This is a genomic window from Demequina mangrovi (genome assembly GCF_000759715.1).
Taxonomy (GTDB): domain Bacteria; phylum Actinomycetota; class Actinomycetes; order Actinomycetales; family Demequinaceae; genus Demequina; species Demequina mangrovi.
Window position 1 is genome coordinate 1 of sequence record NZ_BBLU01000021.1, and the last position, 14,392, is coordinate 14,392.

14 protein-coding genes are annotated in these 14,392 nt (G+C 73.1%); 6 read left to right on the forward strand and 8 right to left on the reverse strand.

Annotation, left to right across the window (positions count from 1 at the left end; genetic code table 11):
- Window positions 1-116 precede the first annotated feature (116 nt).
- Window positions 117-1,619, reverse strand: coding sequence for a bifunctional folylpolyglutamate synthase/dihydrofolate synthase (locus tag TR42_RS13290; RefSeq protein ID WP_074789409.1), 1,503 nt, complete (start codon window positions 1,617-1,619; stop codon window positions 117-119).
- A 194-nt stretch (window positions 1,620-1,813) separates the two neighbouring features.
- Here TR42_RS13290 and TR42_RS13295 point away from each other — a divergent pair, with 194 nt between their 5' ends.
- The 3 genes from TR42_RS13295 (at window position 1,814) to TR42_RS13305 (ending at window position 4,293) form a co-directional block, all read left to right on the forward strand.
- The gene (locus tag TR42_RS13295) at window positions 1,814-2,905 is read left to right on the forward strand and encodes a hypothetical protein (protein ID WP_042216726.1); all 1,092 of its coding nucleotides are present in this window, start codon (window positions 1,814-1,816) and stop codon (window positions 2,903-2,905) included.
- 119 nt (window positions 2,906-3,024) lie between these two features.
- On the forward strand, window positions 3,025-3,339 hold the full coding sequence (locus TR42_RS13300; RefSeq protein ID WP_042216729.1) for a DUF2510 domain-containing protein: 315 nt from the start codon (window positions 3,025-3,027) through the stop codon (window positions 3,337-3,339).
- A gap of 66 nt (window positions 3,340-3,405) precedes the next feature.
- Window positions 3,406-4,293 (forward strand): aminodeoxychorismate lyase, encoded by an 888-nt coding sequence (locus TR42_RS13305; RefSeq protein ID WP_042216731.1) that lies wholly within the window; start codon window positions 3,406-3,408, stop codon window positions 4,291-4,293.
- 18 nt (window positions 4,294-4,311) lie between these two features.
- Here the strand turns inward: TR42_RS13305 and TR42_RS13310 are convergent, their stop codons facing one another.
- The 7 genes from TR42_RS13310 to TR42_RS13340 form a co-directional block, all read right to left on the reverse strand.
- Window positions 4,312-5,229 carry a sulfurtransferase gene (locus TR42_RS13310; RefSeq protein ID WP_074789412.1) on the reverse strand — a complete coding sequence of 306 codons (918 nt, stop codon included), beginning with the start codon at window positions 5,227-5,229 and terminating at the stop codon, window positions 4,312-4,314.
- A 161-nt stretch (window positions 5,230-5,390) separates the two neighbouring features.
- Complete coding sequence (ileS, locus tag TR42_RS13315) at window positions 5,391-8,627, reverse strand: isoleucine--tRNA ligase (protein ID WP_042216733.1); 3,237 nt, start codon at window positions 8,625-8,627, stop codon at window positions 5,391-5,393.
- A gap of 265 nt (window positions 8,628-8,892) precedes the next feature.
- Window positions 8,893-9,714, reverse strand: a complete 822-nt coding sequence (locus TR42_RS13320; protein WP_042216734.1) for a hypothetical protein — start codon at window positions 9,712-9,714, stop codon at window positions 8,893-8,895.
- On the reverse strand, window positions 9,711-10,502 hold the full coding sequence (locus TR42_RS13325) for a hypothetical protein (RefSeq protein ID WP_042216737.1): 792 nt from the start codon (window positions 10,500-10,502) through the stop codon (window positions 9,711-9,713). Before TR42_RS13325 ends, TR42_RS13320 begins: the two co-directional genes overlap by 4 nt.
- A complete protein-coding gene (locus tag TR42_RS13330) occupies window positions 10,499-11,071 on the reverse strand; it encodes a sigma-70 family RNA polymerase sigma factor (protein WP_161786649.1) in 573 nt (190 codons plus the stop codon). The genes TR42_RS13325 and TR42_RS13330 overlap by 4 nt, the downstream gene beginning before the upstream one ends.
- A gap of 34 nt (window positions 11,072-11,105) precedes the next feature.
- Window positions 11,106-11,915 (reverse strand): hypothetical protein, encoded by an 810-nt coding sequence (locus TR42_RS13335; RefSeq protein WP_042216739.1) that lies wholly within the window; start codon window positions 11,913-11,915, stop codon window positions 11,106-11,108.
- A gap of 79 nt (window positions 11,916-11,994) precedes the next feature.
- Window positions 11,995-12,795 (reverse strand): hypothetical protein, encoded by an 801-nt coding sequence (locus TR42_RS13340; protein ID WP_042216740.1) that lies wholly within the window; start codon window positions 12,793-12,795, stop codon window positions 11,995-11,997.
- Between the two features lie 100 nt (window positions 12,796-12,895).
- Between TR42_RS13340 and TR42_RS14480 the strand changes: the two genes are divergently transcribed.
- From TR42_RS14480 to TR42_RS13355, 3 genes are all read left to right on the forward strand, one after another.
- Window positions 12,896-13,438, forward strand: coding sequence for a CDP-alcohol phosphatidyltransferase family protein (locus tag TR42_RS14480; RefSeq protein ID WP_052406136.1), 543 nt, complete (start codon window positions 12,896-12,898; stop codon window positions 13,436-13,438).
- Between the two features lie 103 nt (window positions 13,439-13,541).
- Window positions 13,542-13,877: a YciI family protein gene (locus TR42_RS13350; RefSeq protein ID WP_052406141.1), complete on the forward strand. Its 336-nt coding sequence runs from the start codon at window positions 13,542-13,544 to the stop codon at window positions 13,875-13,877.
- A 100-nt stretch (window positions 13,878-13,977) separates the two neighbouring features.
- Window positions 13,978-14,379 carry a VOC family protein gene (locus TR42_RS13355; RefSeq protein ID WP_042216743.1) on the forward strand — a complete coding sequence of 134 codons (402 nt, stop codon included), beginning with the start codon at window positions 13,978-13,980 and terminating at the stop codon, window positions 14,377-14,379.
- The last annotated feature ends 13 nt before the right edge of the window (window positions 14,380-14,392 follow it).

A 14,392-nucleotide genomic window follows, 5' to 3' on the forward strand; every position in this document is an offset into this window, starting at 1 on the left:
GGGCCGCCGATGCGGCGCGCGTCGCGGCGTCCCCGCGGGTCGCCGCGCCGGCCGCCTGAACGCGACGATGCGCCGGCCGCCCGCACCCGGGCCGCCGGCGCATCGTCACGTCTGCGTCAGGCCGGGATCGCGCCCGGCTCCCCCGCGCCATCGCCCTGCGTGCGCTCGGACGGCAGCGTAGGCGAGCCCTCGACGGGCACGTCCGCGGGATCCGCGGCGTCGACCACCGTGCGGGCGTCGACCGTGACGGGCAGGTGCGTCGCCTGGAGATGACGACGCGCCTCGCCGACCAGGGTGATCGAGCCCGCGATGAGGACCCCCGCCTCGCCGTCGGCCTCCGAGGCGAGCGTGGTCGCCATCTGGACCGCGTCGGGGACCGAGGCCGCGACGCGCACGCGCTCGGGCCCGAAGACCAGGCGTGCGTGGGCCGCGAGATCCTCCGCATCGGCGGCACGGTGCGAGCGGGTCTGCGTGATGACCACCTCGTCGATGAGGTCGGCGAGGCCCGTGAGGATGCCCCCGGCATCCTTGTCCGCGAGCACGGCCACCACGCCCACGAGGCGGTCGAAGGTGAAGGTCTCCCGGAGCGTGTCAGCGAGCGCCGCGATGCCGTGGGGGTTGTGCGCGGCGTCGACGATCACCGTGGGCTCGGCCGAGACCACCTCCATGCGGCCGGGCGACGTCGCGCCCGCGAAGCCGCGCGCGACCGCGGGCAGGCTGAGCGCGCGCGGCACTCCGTCGCCCATGAACGCCTCGGTCGCGGCGAGCGCGATGAGCGCGTTCTGCGCCTGGAACTCGCCGTGGAGCGGCACGAAGACGTCGACGTAGTTGCGGGCCGCGGTGCGCAGCGTCACCACCTGGCCGCCCGGGACCACCCGGCGCGCGGCGACGGAGTGGTGCGCGCCCTCCCAGAACACCGACGCGCCGCGGTGCGCGGCGGCCGCCACGATCACCTGCGCCGCCTCGTCCTGCTGGAGCGCGCTCACCACGGTCGCGCCCGGCTTGATGATGCCGGACTTCTCGTGCGCGATGCCGGGGAGCCCGCCGGTGAAGTACTTGTCGTGGTCGCGGGCCATCGGGGTGAGGACCGCGACGCGCCCGTCGGCGACGTTGGTCGCGTCGCGCAGGCCGCCGATGCCGACCTCGAGCACCAGGGCGTCGACCTTCGCGTCCGCGTAGGCGACGAAGCCGAGGACCGTGAGCACCTCGAAGAAGCTCATGCGCGGGCCGCCGCGCTGGAGCGAGGCCTGATCCACCGAGTGGATCACGGGGGCGACCTGCTGCCACAGGCGCACCAGCGCGTCCTGCGCGAGCGGAGCGCCGTCGATCATGATGCGCTCGCGCAGCGTGGTGAGATGCGGCGAGGTGAAGAGCCCCGTGCTCAGCCCGTGGGCGCGCAGCAGCGACTCGATCATGCGGCTGGTGGACGTCTTCCCGTTGGTGCCCGTCACATGGATGATGTCGAGCGACCGCTGCGGGTCTCCCAGCAGCGACAGCGCCTGCGCGACGCGCAGCAGCTTGGCCTCATGATCGGCCTCGGGCGTACGGGAGAAGATGTGCGCGTCGATCTCGCGCTCGGCCTCGGCGAGGCTCAGTTCGGGGAAGACATCCGTTGTCACGAGAAGCAATTGTGCGGCACGAGAACGGGTGCTCATGACACTTCGCGCCACCCGGTGGCGCGGACGTTCAAAATCACCTTTCTACCAGGAATTTCGCATAGTTTACAGGTGGATGAACAGGGCCGCGCCGACACGCCGCGCCGCGACACGCCGACGTGTACCGGATCGTCCGATTCGTCCCGTACCCTCGGGGCATGCGCACCGGGAGGACGTGGCTCGCATCGGCGGCGGCAGCGACGCTGCTCGTCGCGCTCGGGGCCTGCACCGCGCCCCCCGACCCGAGCCGCCACTCGCCCCACCCGTCGCTCACCGCGGACGTCCCCGAGGCGCGCGCCGCGGTGCCCGTCGAGCCTGCGATCACCGCCTCCGCCGAGGCGCCGACCAGGGACTTCGCCGCCGCCACCCGCGTGATCCCCGCGGACGCCGCCACCGCCACGGGGGAGACCGGGGTCGTGCGTACCGCGCGCGGGCGCACCGTCGTGGGCGACGGCACCTCGGCCTCGTGCACGGCCGCGGCCCTCGCGCGCGCCGCGGCTCGGGGCGGCCTCGTCAGCTTCGACTGCGGCGGCGAGGCGCGCATCGTGCTGCACGAGCCTCTCGCCCTGTGCGCGACGGCGGGATGCGATCCGGAGGGGCCGCCCGTCGGCCGGCTGCGCATAGACGGCGGCGGCCAGGTCACCCTGGTCGGCGGAGGTGCGACGCGCCTGATCGAGGCCCGGGGATGCGCCGAGGACGGCGCGGGATGCGACGGCGCCTCCGGCCCGCACCTCGTGCTCACCCGCATCGAGCTCGAGGGCGGGGTCGCGCCCGCGGTGGCGGACGACCCGCTCGGCCTCGGCGGGGGCGGCGCGATCGCGATGGTGGGAGGCCGCCTCACGCTCGGCGCCGTGACGCTCGACTCCAACAGCTGCGCGGATGCGGAGACGGGCACCGGCGGCGCCGTCCTCGCGCAGGGGATGACCGCCGCCGTGGTGGTGCGCGGCTCCGCCTTCGTCGGCAACGCCTGCGGCAGCGGCGGAGCGCTCGCGGTGGTCGACGCGCCCCTGCGCGTCTCGGGAAGCACCCTCGTCGACAACACCGCCGAGGTCGCCGGCGGCGGCCTGCTCGTCCGCAACTCCGAGGCCGACGCGGAGGTCTCGATGGCGCTCATGGTCGGCAACTCCGCACCTGCGGGACCCTCGATCGAGCACGACCCGGAGGGCGGCGGGCTCACCGTGCGCGACTCGCGCATCGAGCCCGCGAACCCCGCCCCCGAGGCCGTCGCGGTCGTCGACGTCACAGACTGAACAAACCCTCCTCAACAGGCATGACACGCCTATCTCGCCCCCCTCGACGCGTGATGACAGGGGGCCCCGCGCACGGTACCTTGGGGCGCACGGTTGACGCAGATGCTTGAGGGGGTGTCGTGAGCGAACCGTCGTGGTCGGCGCGCGCGCAGCCCGTCGCGGGCTGGTACGCGGATCCCGGCCATCCCGGATTCCTGCGCTACTGGGACGGCGCCGCCTGGACGGAGCACTCGCGCCTCGCGACCGCCCCGGAGGCCCCTCGCGAGCGCAAGCACCGGCTCGGCACGGCGGCGGTGCTCGGCATCATCGCGTCGGTGGCGCTGCTGGGCGTCGCGCTGGTCGCGATCGCGATCGCCGCGCAGCGCCAGGAGATGTCGGAGCGCGCACCCGACCAGCCGACCCACGTCGTCGCCGTGGAGACGTCCTCCCCGTAGCACCGCTCGCCGCTCGCATCGTCCCGTCGCGCGCGGCGCGCTACCGTGGCGGTTCAGGAGGTCACCATGCCCACACTCGTGATCTGCGGTGCGCCGGCGTCGGGGATGCCCGGGCGCTCGTGCCGCCTCGTCGACCCGGACGATGCCGTGATCGGCGTCACCGACACCGGCCTCACCCGAGGCGACGGCGTCTTCGAGACGGTCGGCGTGCACCACGGTCGGATGCACGACCTTGAGCCGCACCTCGAGCGCCTGGCGCAGTCCGCCGCGATGCTCGACCTTCCCGCGCCGGACCTCGGCGTGCTGCGCGACGCCATCGCGCTCGCTGTCCGCACGCTCCTCGACAGGCTCGACGCGGCCCCCGCGACGGCGCTGTGCAAGGTGGTCTACACGCGCGGAGCCGAGGGCGTCCCGCAGGCGCCGCCGACCGCGTTCGCGTACGCCGACGTCTATCCCGACATGTCGCGCGAGCGCACGGAGGGCATCGCGGTGCTCACCCTCTCGCGCGGCTATCCGCGGGGCATCGGCGCGGAGGCGCCGTGGCTGCTCGTGGGCGCGAAGACGTTGTCGTACGCGGTCAACATGGCCGCGCTGCGGCATGTGAGGTCGCGCGGCGCCGACGATGCGATCTTCACCACGACCGACGGCTACGTGCTCGAGGCGCCGCGCGCGACGGTCCTCATGAGGCGCGGCGACGAGGTGATCACGCCGGCGATCGAGGGCGGTTTGCTCCACGGCACGGCGCAGCGCGCGGCCTTCGCGTCGCTCGCGGCGCGCGGGCTCACCTGCAGTTATCGGGACGTGCGCGCCGAGGAGCTGGTCGACGCCGACGCGCTGTGGCTCACCGACTCCGTCACGCTGCTGCGTCCCATCCGCGAGCTCGACGGGCGCGCGTACCCGGTGGACCGGGAGCTCACGGACGCGGTCAACGCGGACATGCTCGCGGGAGGCTGACCCGCCCTCGCGGCGCCGCTACGCGGTCGGCTCGTGCGCGGCCTGCCTGCGGGCCGCGGCCTTGGGCATGCGCTCCGCCGGCAGCGGGTGCCCGAGCCTGCTGTAGGACTGCTCCCCCGTCGCCGCCGGCCGGCCCTGGTTCGACCACTCCGACCACGAGCCCGGGTACAGCGCGGCGTGGAAGCCCGCGATCTCGAGCGCGGCGATCTCATGCGCCGCCGTCACCCCCGAGCCGCAGTAGACCGCGACCTCGTCGCCGGCGTCGATGCCGAAGTCCGCGAAGCGCTCGCCGAGCCCGCCGCGGCCGTAGAAGCGCCCGTCCTCGGCGAGGTTCTCCGCGGTCGGGGCGTTGATCGCGCCCGCGATGTGCCCGGCCACCGGGTCCATGGGCTCGACCTCGCCGCGGAAGCGCTCGGGAACGCGCGCATCGAGCAAGAAGCCGTGCGACGGCCACTCCCCCGCAGCGTCGGCGTCGATCACGGGCATGCGCCCCCAGTCGAGGGTGATCGAGCCGGGCTCCACCGTCGCCGCGCCGGACGCGACCTCGCCGCCGGTGACCCGCCACTCCGCGAGGCCGCCGTCGAGGATCCGCACGTGAGCGACCCCTGCGTGACGCAGCAGCCACCAGGCCCGCGAGGCGCCGTAGGACTCCTTCGCGTCGTAGACCACCACCTCGTCGCCGTCGTTCAGCCCCCACCGGCGCGCGGCCGCCTGGAGCGCCTCACGGGTGGGCAGAGGATGGCGGCCGCGGGTGGGATCGCCGATGTCCGCGAGCTCGGTGTCGAGGTCGACGTAGACCGCGCCCGGGATGTGCGCCGTCTCGAAGTCCGCTCGCCCGTCGGGCTGCGCGAGCGACCAGCGGACGTCGAGCAGGCGCGGCGGGGCGGACGACGCGAGGGCCTCCCGGAGCTCGAAGGTGTCGATCAGCGTGGTCATGGCTTCCTCCTCGCGCGGCGCTCGATGCGCCCCTCCACACAGATTGCCCCATCCGCCGCGGAAACGCTGCAACCTCCGACGCCCACCTGGGGTGATGCGTCGGAGGTTGCAGAATCCGTGTGGAGGACGGCCGCTCAGGGCGAGCCGGCCGTGCGAGCGGGTCAGGCCTTCGCGACCTCCACGGCCACATCGGCGCCCTCGGTGACCGTGACCTCGACCGCGAGCACCTCGCCCGCGATGAGCTCCTGGTGCGTCGCGACCGCGGCGACGCGCTCCGCGGGCACCGTCAGCGTGAGCACGATGCGGTCGGAGACGTTGAGGCCCGCGTTCTTGCGCTCGTCCTGGATCGCGCGGATGAGGTCGCGCGCGAAGCCCTCGGCCTCGAGCTCGGGCGTGATCGCGGTGCGCAGCAGCACGAAGCCGCCGCCCGGCAGCACCGAGGCCGCCGAGGCCTCGTCCGCTCCCCCGCCGATGACGGTCGCGAGCTCGTACTCGCCCTCGACCAGCGCGATCCCGCCGGACGTCACGACGCCGTCGACCTCGCTCCAGTCGCCCGTCTTCGCGCCCTTGATCGCGGCCTGCACGTCCTTGCCGATGCGCGGGCCGGCCGCGCGGGCGTTGACGGTGAGGCGACGCTCGACCGGGTTGGCCGCGGTGAACTCCTCGACCGTCACCAGCGAGACCTCCTTGACGTTGAGCTCGGACGCGATGAGGTCCGCGTACGGCACGAGCGTCTCGGGAGCCTCGACCGCGACCTCGAGGCCGGAGAGCGGCTGGCGCACGCGGATCTGCTCCTTCTTGCGCAGCGCGTGGGCGCCGGAGACGACCTCGCGGACCTGGTCCATCGTGCCGCCGAGCGACTCGTCGTCCCACGCGGCGTTCGCGACCGGGTAGTCGGTGAGGTGCACCGAGCGCTCGCCCGTGAGCCCGCGGAAGATCTCCTCGGTCGCGAGCGGGAGCAGCGGCGCCGCCAGCCCGGTGAGCGTCACCAGCACGGTGTAGAGCGTGTCGAACGCGTCCTGGTCCTCGTCCCAGAAGCGGTCGCGCTGGGTGCGCACGTACCAGTTGGTGAGCAGGTCCATGAACTGGCGCAGGGACTCGGACGCGCCGGGCACGTCGAAGGCCTCCATCTGCGCGGTGACGTCGCGGACCAGCTCCGCCGTCTTGGCCAGCACGTAGCGGTCCATGACCGGCAGCGAGGCGACTTGGCTCTCGTCCACCTGCGATCCCAGGACCCCGGAGCCGCCGTTCGCGGCGCCGGCGTACAGCGTGAAGAAGTAATACGTCGACCACAGCGGCAGCAGCACCTGGCGGACGCCCTCGCGGATGCCCTCCTCGGTGACGATGAGGTTGCCGCCTCGCAGGATCGGCGAGGACATGAGGAACCAGCGCATGGCGTCGGAGCCGTCGCGCATGAAGACCTCGTTGACGTCCGGGTAGTTGCGCAGCGACTTCGACATCTTGCGGCCGTCGGAGCCGAGCACGATGCCGTGGCTGATGCACGTGGTGAAGGCCGGGCGGTCGAACAGCGCGGTCGCGAGCACATGCATGACGTAGAACCAGCCGCGGGTCTGGCCGATGTACTCGACGATGAAGTCCGAGGGGTTGTGGGTGTCGAACCACTCCCGGTTGTCGAACGGGTAGTGCACCTGCGCGAACGGCATGGATCCCGAGTCGAACCACACGTCGAAGACGTCGCTGATGCGGCGCATCGTCGCCTTCCCGGACGGGTCGTCGGGGTTGGGGCGCGTGAGGTCGTCGATGAAGGGACGGTGGAGGTTCGGCTCCCCCTTGTCGTCCAGCGGCAGGCGCCCGAAGTCGCGCTCGAGCTCTTCGAGCGAGCCGTAGACGTCGGTGCGCGGGAAGGCGGGGTCGTCGGAGACCCACACGGGGATCGGGGTGCCGAAGTAGCGGTTGCGGCTGATCGACCAGTCGCGCGCACCCTCGAGCCACTTGCCGAACTGCCCGTGCTTGATGTGCTCGGGCACCCAGGTGATGTCCTCGTTGAGCTCGACCATGCGGTCGCGGAACTCGGTCACGCGCACGAACCACGAGCCCACCGCGCGGTAGATCAGGGGGTTGCGGCAGCGCCAGCAGTGCGGGTAGCTGTGGTCGTAGGTCTCGTGGCGCAGGACGATGCCCGCCTCCTTGAGATCCTTGATCACCAGCGGGTTCGCGTCGAAGACCTGCTGGCCCTCGTACTCGGGGATCTCCGCGGTGAAGCGGCCCTTCGAGTCGATCGGGATGACCGGCTCGATGCCCGCCTCCTGGCAGACGTTCATGTCCTCCTCACCGAAGGCCGGGGCGAGGTGGACGATGCCGGTGCCGTCCTCGGTGGTGACGTAGTCCGCGACCAGGATGCGGTGCGCGTTGTCGCGGCCCGCGAAGTGCGCGAACGGCGGCTCGTAGGCGAGGCCCGCGAGCTGCGCGCCGGTGAGCGTCGTGAGCGTCTCGAAGCCCTCGCCCAGCTCGCGGCCGTAGTAGCCCAGCCGGCTCGTGGCGAGCACCATCGGCTTGCCCGCGAAGGCGCCCTCGGTCGGGCGCACCACGGCGTACTCGATCTCGGGGCCGACGGCCGCGGCGAGGTTGCTCGGCAGGGTCCACGGCGTGGTGGTCCACACGGTGACGGACGCGCCCGTGAGCGCCTCCTTCGCCTCCCCGGGAAGGGACGATGCGGCGATCGAGCCCTCGGTCAGCGGCAGGAAGATCGCGAGGGTCGGGTCCTGGCGCATCGCGTAGACGTCGTCGTCCATGCGCAGCTCGTGGTTGGACAGCGGGGTCTCGTCGCGCCAGCAGTACGGCAGCACGCGGAAGCCCTCATAGGCGAGACCCTTGTCGTAGAGCTCCTTGAAGGCCCAGATGACGCTCTCCATGAAGGTGACGTCGAGGGTCTTGTAGTCGTTCTCGAAGTCGACCCAGCGGGCCTGGCGGGTGACGTACGCCTCCCACTCCTTGGTGTACTTCAGCACCGAGGACTCGCAGGCCTCGTTGAATGCCGCGATGCCCATCTCCTCGATCTGGGACTTGTCGGTGATGCCGAGGATGCGCTCGGCCTCGAGCTCGGCGGGAAGGCCGTGCGTATCCCAGCCGAAGCGGCGCTCGACGCGCTTGCCGCGCATCGTCTCGAAGCGCGGCACCACGTCCTTGGCGTAGCCGGTGAGGAGGTGGCCGTAGTGCGGGAGGCCGTTGGCGAAGGGCGGGCCGTCGTAGAAGACGAACTCGTTGTTGCCGTCCTCGGTCTCCGCGGGACGGTTGTCGATGGACGCCTGGAACGTGCCGTCCGCCTCCCAGTACGCGAGCACGTCGTTCTCGATCGAGGGGAAGTGCGGCGACGGCGGGACCTCGGCGTGGGCGCCGGGCTCGGACGTGCGGTGGAGGGGGTAGCGCGGGTTCGTCATGCGTTCCTCGTGGTGGTCCAGGCGATCTTCAGTGATGCGAGGACGCTCCGTCCCGAGGGACGATGCGCGGTACCACCCCGCTTGCCTCCGCACCCTGGCGTGGGGACGGCGGCCGCTCGTTGTCGCTGTGACGGGCTGCCCGTGCGGTTCTACTGGGGCGCGAGGCCCGTTCTTCCGCAAGCTCGCCGGTGATGGCCGGGTCGACGCTGCTGGGAGAAAGTGTACCGGGGCCCCGGTGGGACCGTCGCCGTGGCGCCACGTCCCGTCACGCCTGCGCCATGTGGGCGAGGAACGTCGCGATGACGTCCGCTACCACGGCCTCCTCGTCGTCGACTCCGAAGATCATCACGCGGATCGCATACGGGCCCTCGACGTGGACGTACATGCGCGACGGGTCGTGGTCGCCCTCGTTCTCGACGCTCCCGTCCTCGTCGTAGAGCACGAACGATTCGGCGGACTCGCCGATCCTGACGGTCGCGGCGCCGAGGCCGTCGAGGACCACCTCGTCGACGCCGACGATCTCGACGGATCGCTCGGAGGAGCCCCCGTCCCACGTCGACGTGGTCGCGTACGCGTCGCAGTCCGCCTCGAGCAGGCTCGCGAGGACGGATGCCGCGAGCGCCTCGTCGGCGAAGACCCTGGTGACGATGGCAACCCCCGCCTCCGGCGGGGCGTCCGTGGGCTCGACCCCGCCGGGGAAGAATGGACCGACCGGGTTGACGATGTCGCCCGCCGCTGCGGTGCGGTCCGCATCGGTGCCCAGGCCGATCGCCTGGTCGAGTTCCGCGCATGCCGCGGGCTCGACCACGATGGTGCCGCCGCCGAGGTATCCGGAGGCCGAGTCCACGGGGCTCCCCCAGTCCGCGGGGACACCCATTCCGGCGATCTCCACTTCGCGGTCGAACTCCGCGAGGTGCCGCTTGAGCACCGGGTCGTCGACGGGGTCGGGTGCCGCGACGTCGCCGACCGCACTCGGCGTCGGCGAGCCGCCCGGCTCGCCGGTCTCCGACGGGTCGCAGGCCGCGAGCGCGCACGCTGCCGCCGTGACGACGAGACCCGCGCGCAGGCGCATCGGTACGGCGGTCATCCCGCACCCGCCGTGAACCACGCGACGATGATGTCCGGCGCCAGGCTGTCGGCACCGGGCTCGACTACGACCGCGAGCGCCTCCGGGCCCTGGACGTAGAGCCAGAGGGACCAGACGGGCGCATCGACCTCGGCGAACGCGACGTCGATGCGCACTCCTGTGCCCTCGGTGGCACCGATCCCGACATCGGCGACGGTGACGGCGATCCCCTGCGCAGCCGCCGCGTCGGCGCACAACTGCGCATCCGCGACCGCCTCCTCGAGGTACGAGGTCGCCTCCTCGGCGCCCGCGAACGCCCGGGCATGCACCTCGTCGACGCCCGCGGCCTCGGACCCCCCGTTCCGCCGCTTCGACACCGCGCCGAGCGCGACGGACTCGCCGCCCAGGTCGGAGCGCCCCGACAGCGTCGCGTAGGTGTCGAGCGCCGCGCAGCCCCGCAGCTCGGCGATCGCGCCGCCCCAGCTCTCGGCGAGCGAGGCCGCACGCCCCTCGGGGTCGACCACCGCCTCGCTGACGAGCCATTCGCGTTCCAGGAGCGCGGCCGTCGAGGTCGCGGCGGGCGGGGCCTGATCCACCGCGGCACGCGGATGCGCGATGAGCGTCACCGTCACCGCGAGCACGGCCACGACCGCGAGCAGCCCCGTCGCCTCGACCGCGCGCCGGGCCCGGCGACGCGGCGCGATCTCCCGCTCGTACGCTCGGGCGTCGGGCTCCGGGTGGTCGGCGGCGTAGCGACGCGCCTCCTCGTCGAGCGAGCCGAGCAGGGCGTTCCTGAGGTCGTCGGTCATCGTCCACCCCTTCTCGGCGCCGTCACGGCGATGCTCTCGCGGCCCTCGTCGGTCAGGCGCAGGTCTCCGAGAGACTCGCGCAGGTGCGCCACCGCGTCGTGGAGATAGCGCTTCACGGCTCCCTCCGAGACGCCCATGCGCGCGGCCGTCTCTGCGGTCGTCAGCTCCTCGACGTGGCGCAGCACCACGCAGGCGCGCTGGCGCGCGGGGAGCTCGCGCAGGGCGAGCACCACCGCGTCGTGCTCGCCGGCGTGCTCGTCCGCGGGAGCGGCGTCGCGCTCGATCAGCAGGTGCTGCTTGGAGCGCGCGACCTCCTGCGAGCTCTTGCGGTTGAGGAACTGCGTGAGGATGGTCCGGCGCACGTACGCCTCGGCACGGTTGACGTCATCGAGCCGACGCGCGCGGGTGAAGGTGCGGATGATCGCGTCGTGGACGAGGTCCTCGGCCGTGGGCCGGTCCCCCGCGAGCAGGTAGGCGTAGCCCACGAGCCTGCTCCGTCGCTCGCGGACGAGCGTGTCCAGCACGCCCTGCCACGCCTTCATGGTGAGCCGCCCTCCCGCCGCCTGCACCGTCCGTCCATCATCCCTCGCTCCCCCGGCCCCGTCACCCGCCGGCCATGTGGTCGAGGAACTGGGCGATGAGATCCGCCACCATCGCCTCGTCCTCGAGACCGGCCGTCTCGATAGAGATGGCGTTCACGCCGTCGACGTGCACGTACTGGTCCCAGGCCTCGCGGGTCTCGGCCAGCACCAGCTCGCCCTGAGCGTCGTAGTTGGTGGCGGTGCCGCCCGCCCACGCGATCCGCACCGTCGGCGAGGACAGGCCCTCGAGGCTCACCCACCCGACGTTCGCGACCTCGTGCTCGAGGGTGTTGGAGCCGTCGTCCCACGTCGCGGTGCGGAGGTAGGCGTCGCAGCCGGACCCGATGAGCGCGTCGGGCACCCCCGCGGCGAGCTCCGGGTCGGCGAAGACGCGCGTGTAGACCTCGATGCTCGGCACGAACGGCGGCTCGTCCGGCATGACGCCGCCGGGGAAGAACCAGCCGACGGCGAACTCCAGGTCGCGCGCGGCGGCTCCCAGGTCGGCGTCGGTGAGCAGCGTGCTCGCCAGGTGGAAGGCGGTGCAGGACGACGGCTCGACGACGTCGGGCGCGTCGACCACGTACGCGGCGACCGGGCTCGGCCGGCTCCGCGTCCCGGTGAGCGCGACGTAGCCGTCGATGCTGGGCGCGAAGCTGCCGAGCAGGTCCACGAGCGCCTCGTCGTCCGCGGGTCCGACGACGGCATCCGCGCTCGACGCGCGAGCGCTCGCGGACGCTCCCGGCTCGGCCGGGTCGACCGGGTCGCATGCCGCGATCAGCCCGGCCGCCATGCCGAGGGCCCCGATGAGCCCTGCGCGGGTCACGCTCCCCATGATCCCTCCCCCGACGGCCCCGAGGTCCGTCCATGCTCACAACAGGCGACGCGCCGGATCGGTTGTGCGGGCCCGTCCGTCACCTCGGACCCGCGGCGATCCATTCCTCCACGATGCGCCTCGACGCGTCCTTCGCGCCGGGTTCGACGATCGCCGCGACCACGGTCGCGCCGTCGACCTGCAGCCGCAGCCTCCACACCTCGGCCGGCAGCTCGCCCACGCGGACCTCGAACACGAGCCACGCCTCCCCCTCCGCACCGCCCGGTTCCGCGGCGACGGTCGCCTCCATCCGCGTGCCGTCGAGGTCGACCGCGCACCGGCGGGCGATCGCGCGTGCCTCGTCGAGGTACTCCTGCACCGTGCGCGCATCGGCGAAGGTCCGCACGTGCAGGTCGAGGGTCGCGCCGGCCTCCGTGACGAAGCCGCCGGGATGCCACGCTCGCGTCCCGTCGAGGCCGCCGAGCAGCCGACCGAACGCATCGAGCGCGAGGCAGAACTGCGAGTCGGCGAACGGCGCACCGACCAGCATCGACGATGGGCGTGCCGAGGCCCGCGGGTCGATCGTGAGGCCCGCGACCGTCCAGCCGGCCTCGCCCGGACGCGCGTCCGGGACGGCGAGCGGCCCGGTCGCGGCCGCCGCGCTCGGCGACGGCTCCGGCGCGGCAGGGACGGGATCCCCGGGCCGGGTGAGGATCGCGACCGCCACCGCGATCGCCGCGACCGCGCATGCGACCGCTGCCAGCCGCCTGGCCCGCGACGCCGAGCGCGACGCGACGACCGCGCGGAGGTAGAGGTCGGTGTCCACCGTCTGGCGCTGGGTCCCCTCGCGGCTCTCGTCGTCGAGCACACCGCCGAGCTCGTCGTGCAGATCCCGAGCCATGGCACCTCCCCGTCCCCCGCTCCGACAACAGGCGACGGGCGGGCGAGGTTGCGTCCCGCGACCCCGCGCCGGCTCCACGGCGCCCCCTAGGCTCGATCGCATGAGGCCGACGCCGCAGGACGTGCTCTCGCTCGCGCGCGTCCCGATCGGCCTCTGTCTCGCGATGGCGCCTCCCCGCGGCGCACGCTCGCTCGCGCTCATCGCGGCGGGCACCGTATCGGACCTGCTCGACGGGCCGTGCGCCAGAGCACGCGGCGAGGCGTCCGACCAGGGCGCGCGGCTCGACTCGATCGCGGACGGCGTCCTGGTCGCGGGCGCGGCCGTCGCGTTCGCGCGCGGGGTGACGATGCCCCGGGCGGGCTGGGCCGCCGTCGGCACCGTGGTCGCGCTGCGCGGCGTGACCCTCGCCGTGACCCGGGCCCGCTTCGGGATGTGGTCGATCGCCCACACGCGGCTCAACAAGCTCTCCGGAGGCGTGCTCGCGGTCGGCGCCACCGCCGCCCTGGCGCGCGGCCGCGCCGGGGTGCCGCTGGCGCTCGCCGTCGCCGCACCCGCCGTCATCGCGAGCGCCGAGGAGCTCGTGATGGTGCTTGCCGCGGAGCGCTACGACCGCGACGCCGCCGGCCTCATCCGCGAGGTCTGACCCTCCGACGCCACCCGCCGCGCGCCGCGCATCGTCCCGGCGCACACTGGAGGGGCGCCCGGCGACGGCGCCGGGCGCCCGGACCCGTGAGGGGGATCAGCCCATGCCGAAGTACGTGTTCATCTACCACGCACCCCCGATGCCGGCCGATGCTCCTCCCCCGGATCCCGACGACGTCCAGAACATGATGGACGCCTGGTACGGCTGGGCCGACAGCGTCGGCGACGCCCTGATCGACCTCGGCACGCCGCTCGGGGGCGGGATCCACGTCGAGCCCGACGGCGTCTCGCTGTCCACGAAGGAGGTCGCCGGCTACACGATCCTCACGGCCGACTCGATGGATGCGGCGGTCGCTCTCGCGCAGGCGCATCCGCACCTCACCATGCCCGGCGGGTGCTCGATCGAGGTGCATGAGGCGATGCCGCTGCCCGGCGAGTGACGCCGACCTGCGCCGCGCGCTCCGCGGGCGCACACTGGACGCGAGCGGCGCCCCGCGCGTCGGACGTCGCCCGTCCCCTCGCGACGCGCAGGAGGCTCGCATGCTCCGCGACAGCATGGCGTTCGGCAGCTTCTCGACGGACTCGGTGGCGAAGGCCCGCGACTTCTACGGCGGCACGCTCGGTCTCGAGATCCGCGCGTACGACGACGAGGGCATGGGGCCGATGCTCCGGCTCCTGCACCCCGGCGGCGGCACGACCCTGATCTACGAGAAGGAGGATCACGCCCCCGCCTCGCACACGGTCCTCAACTTCGCCGTGGACGACTTCGAGTCCGCGGTCGCGGAGCTCCGCGGCAAGGGCATCACCTTCGAGCGGCTCCAGTGGACCGACGAGGACGGCATCGCGCGCGACCCCGAGGGCCGGATGCCCTCGGTCGCCTGGTTCAAGGACCCTGCCGACAACTGGATCGCCCTGCTCGAGTCCGACGGCGACGTGACCTGAACGTCCGCACCCT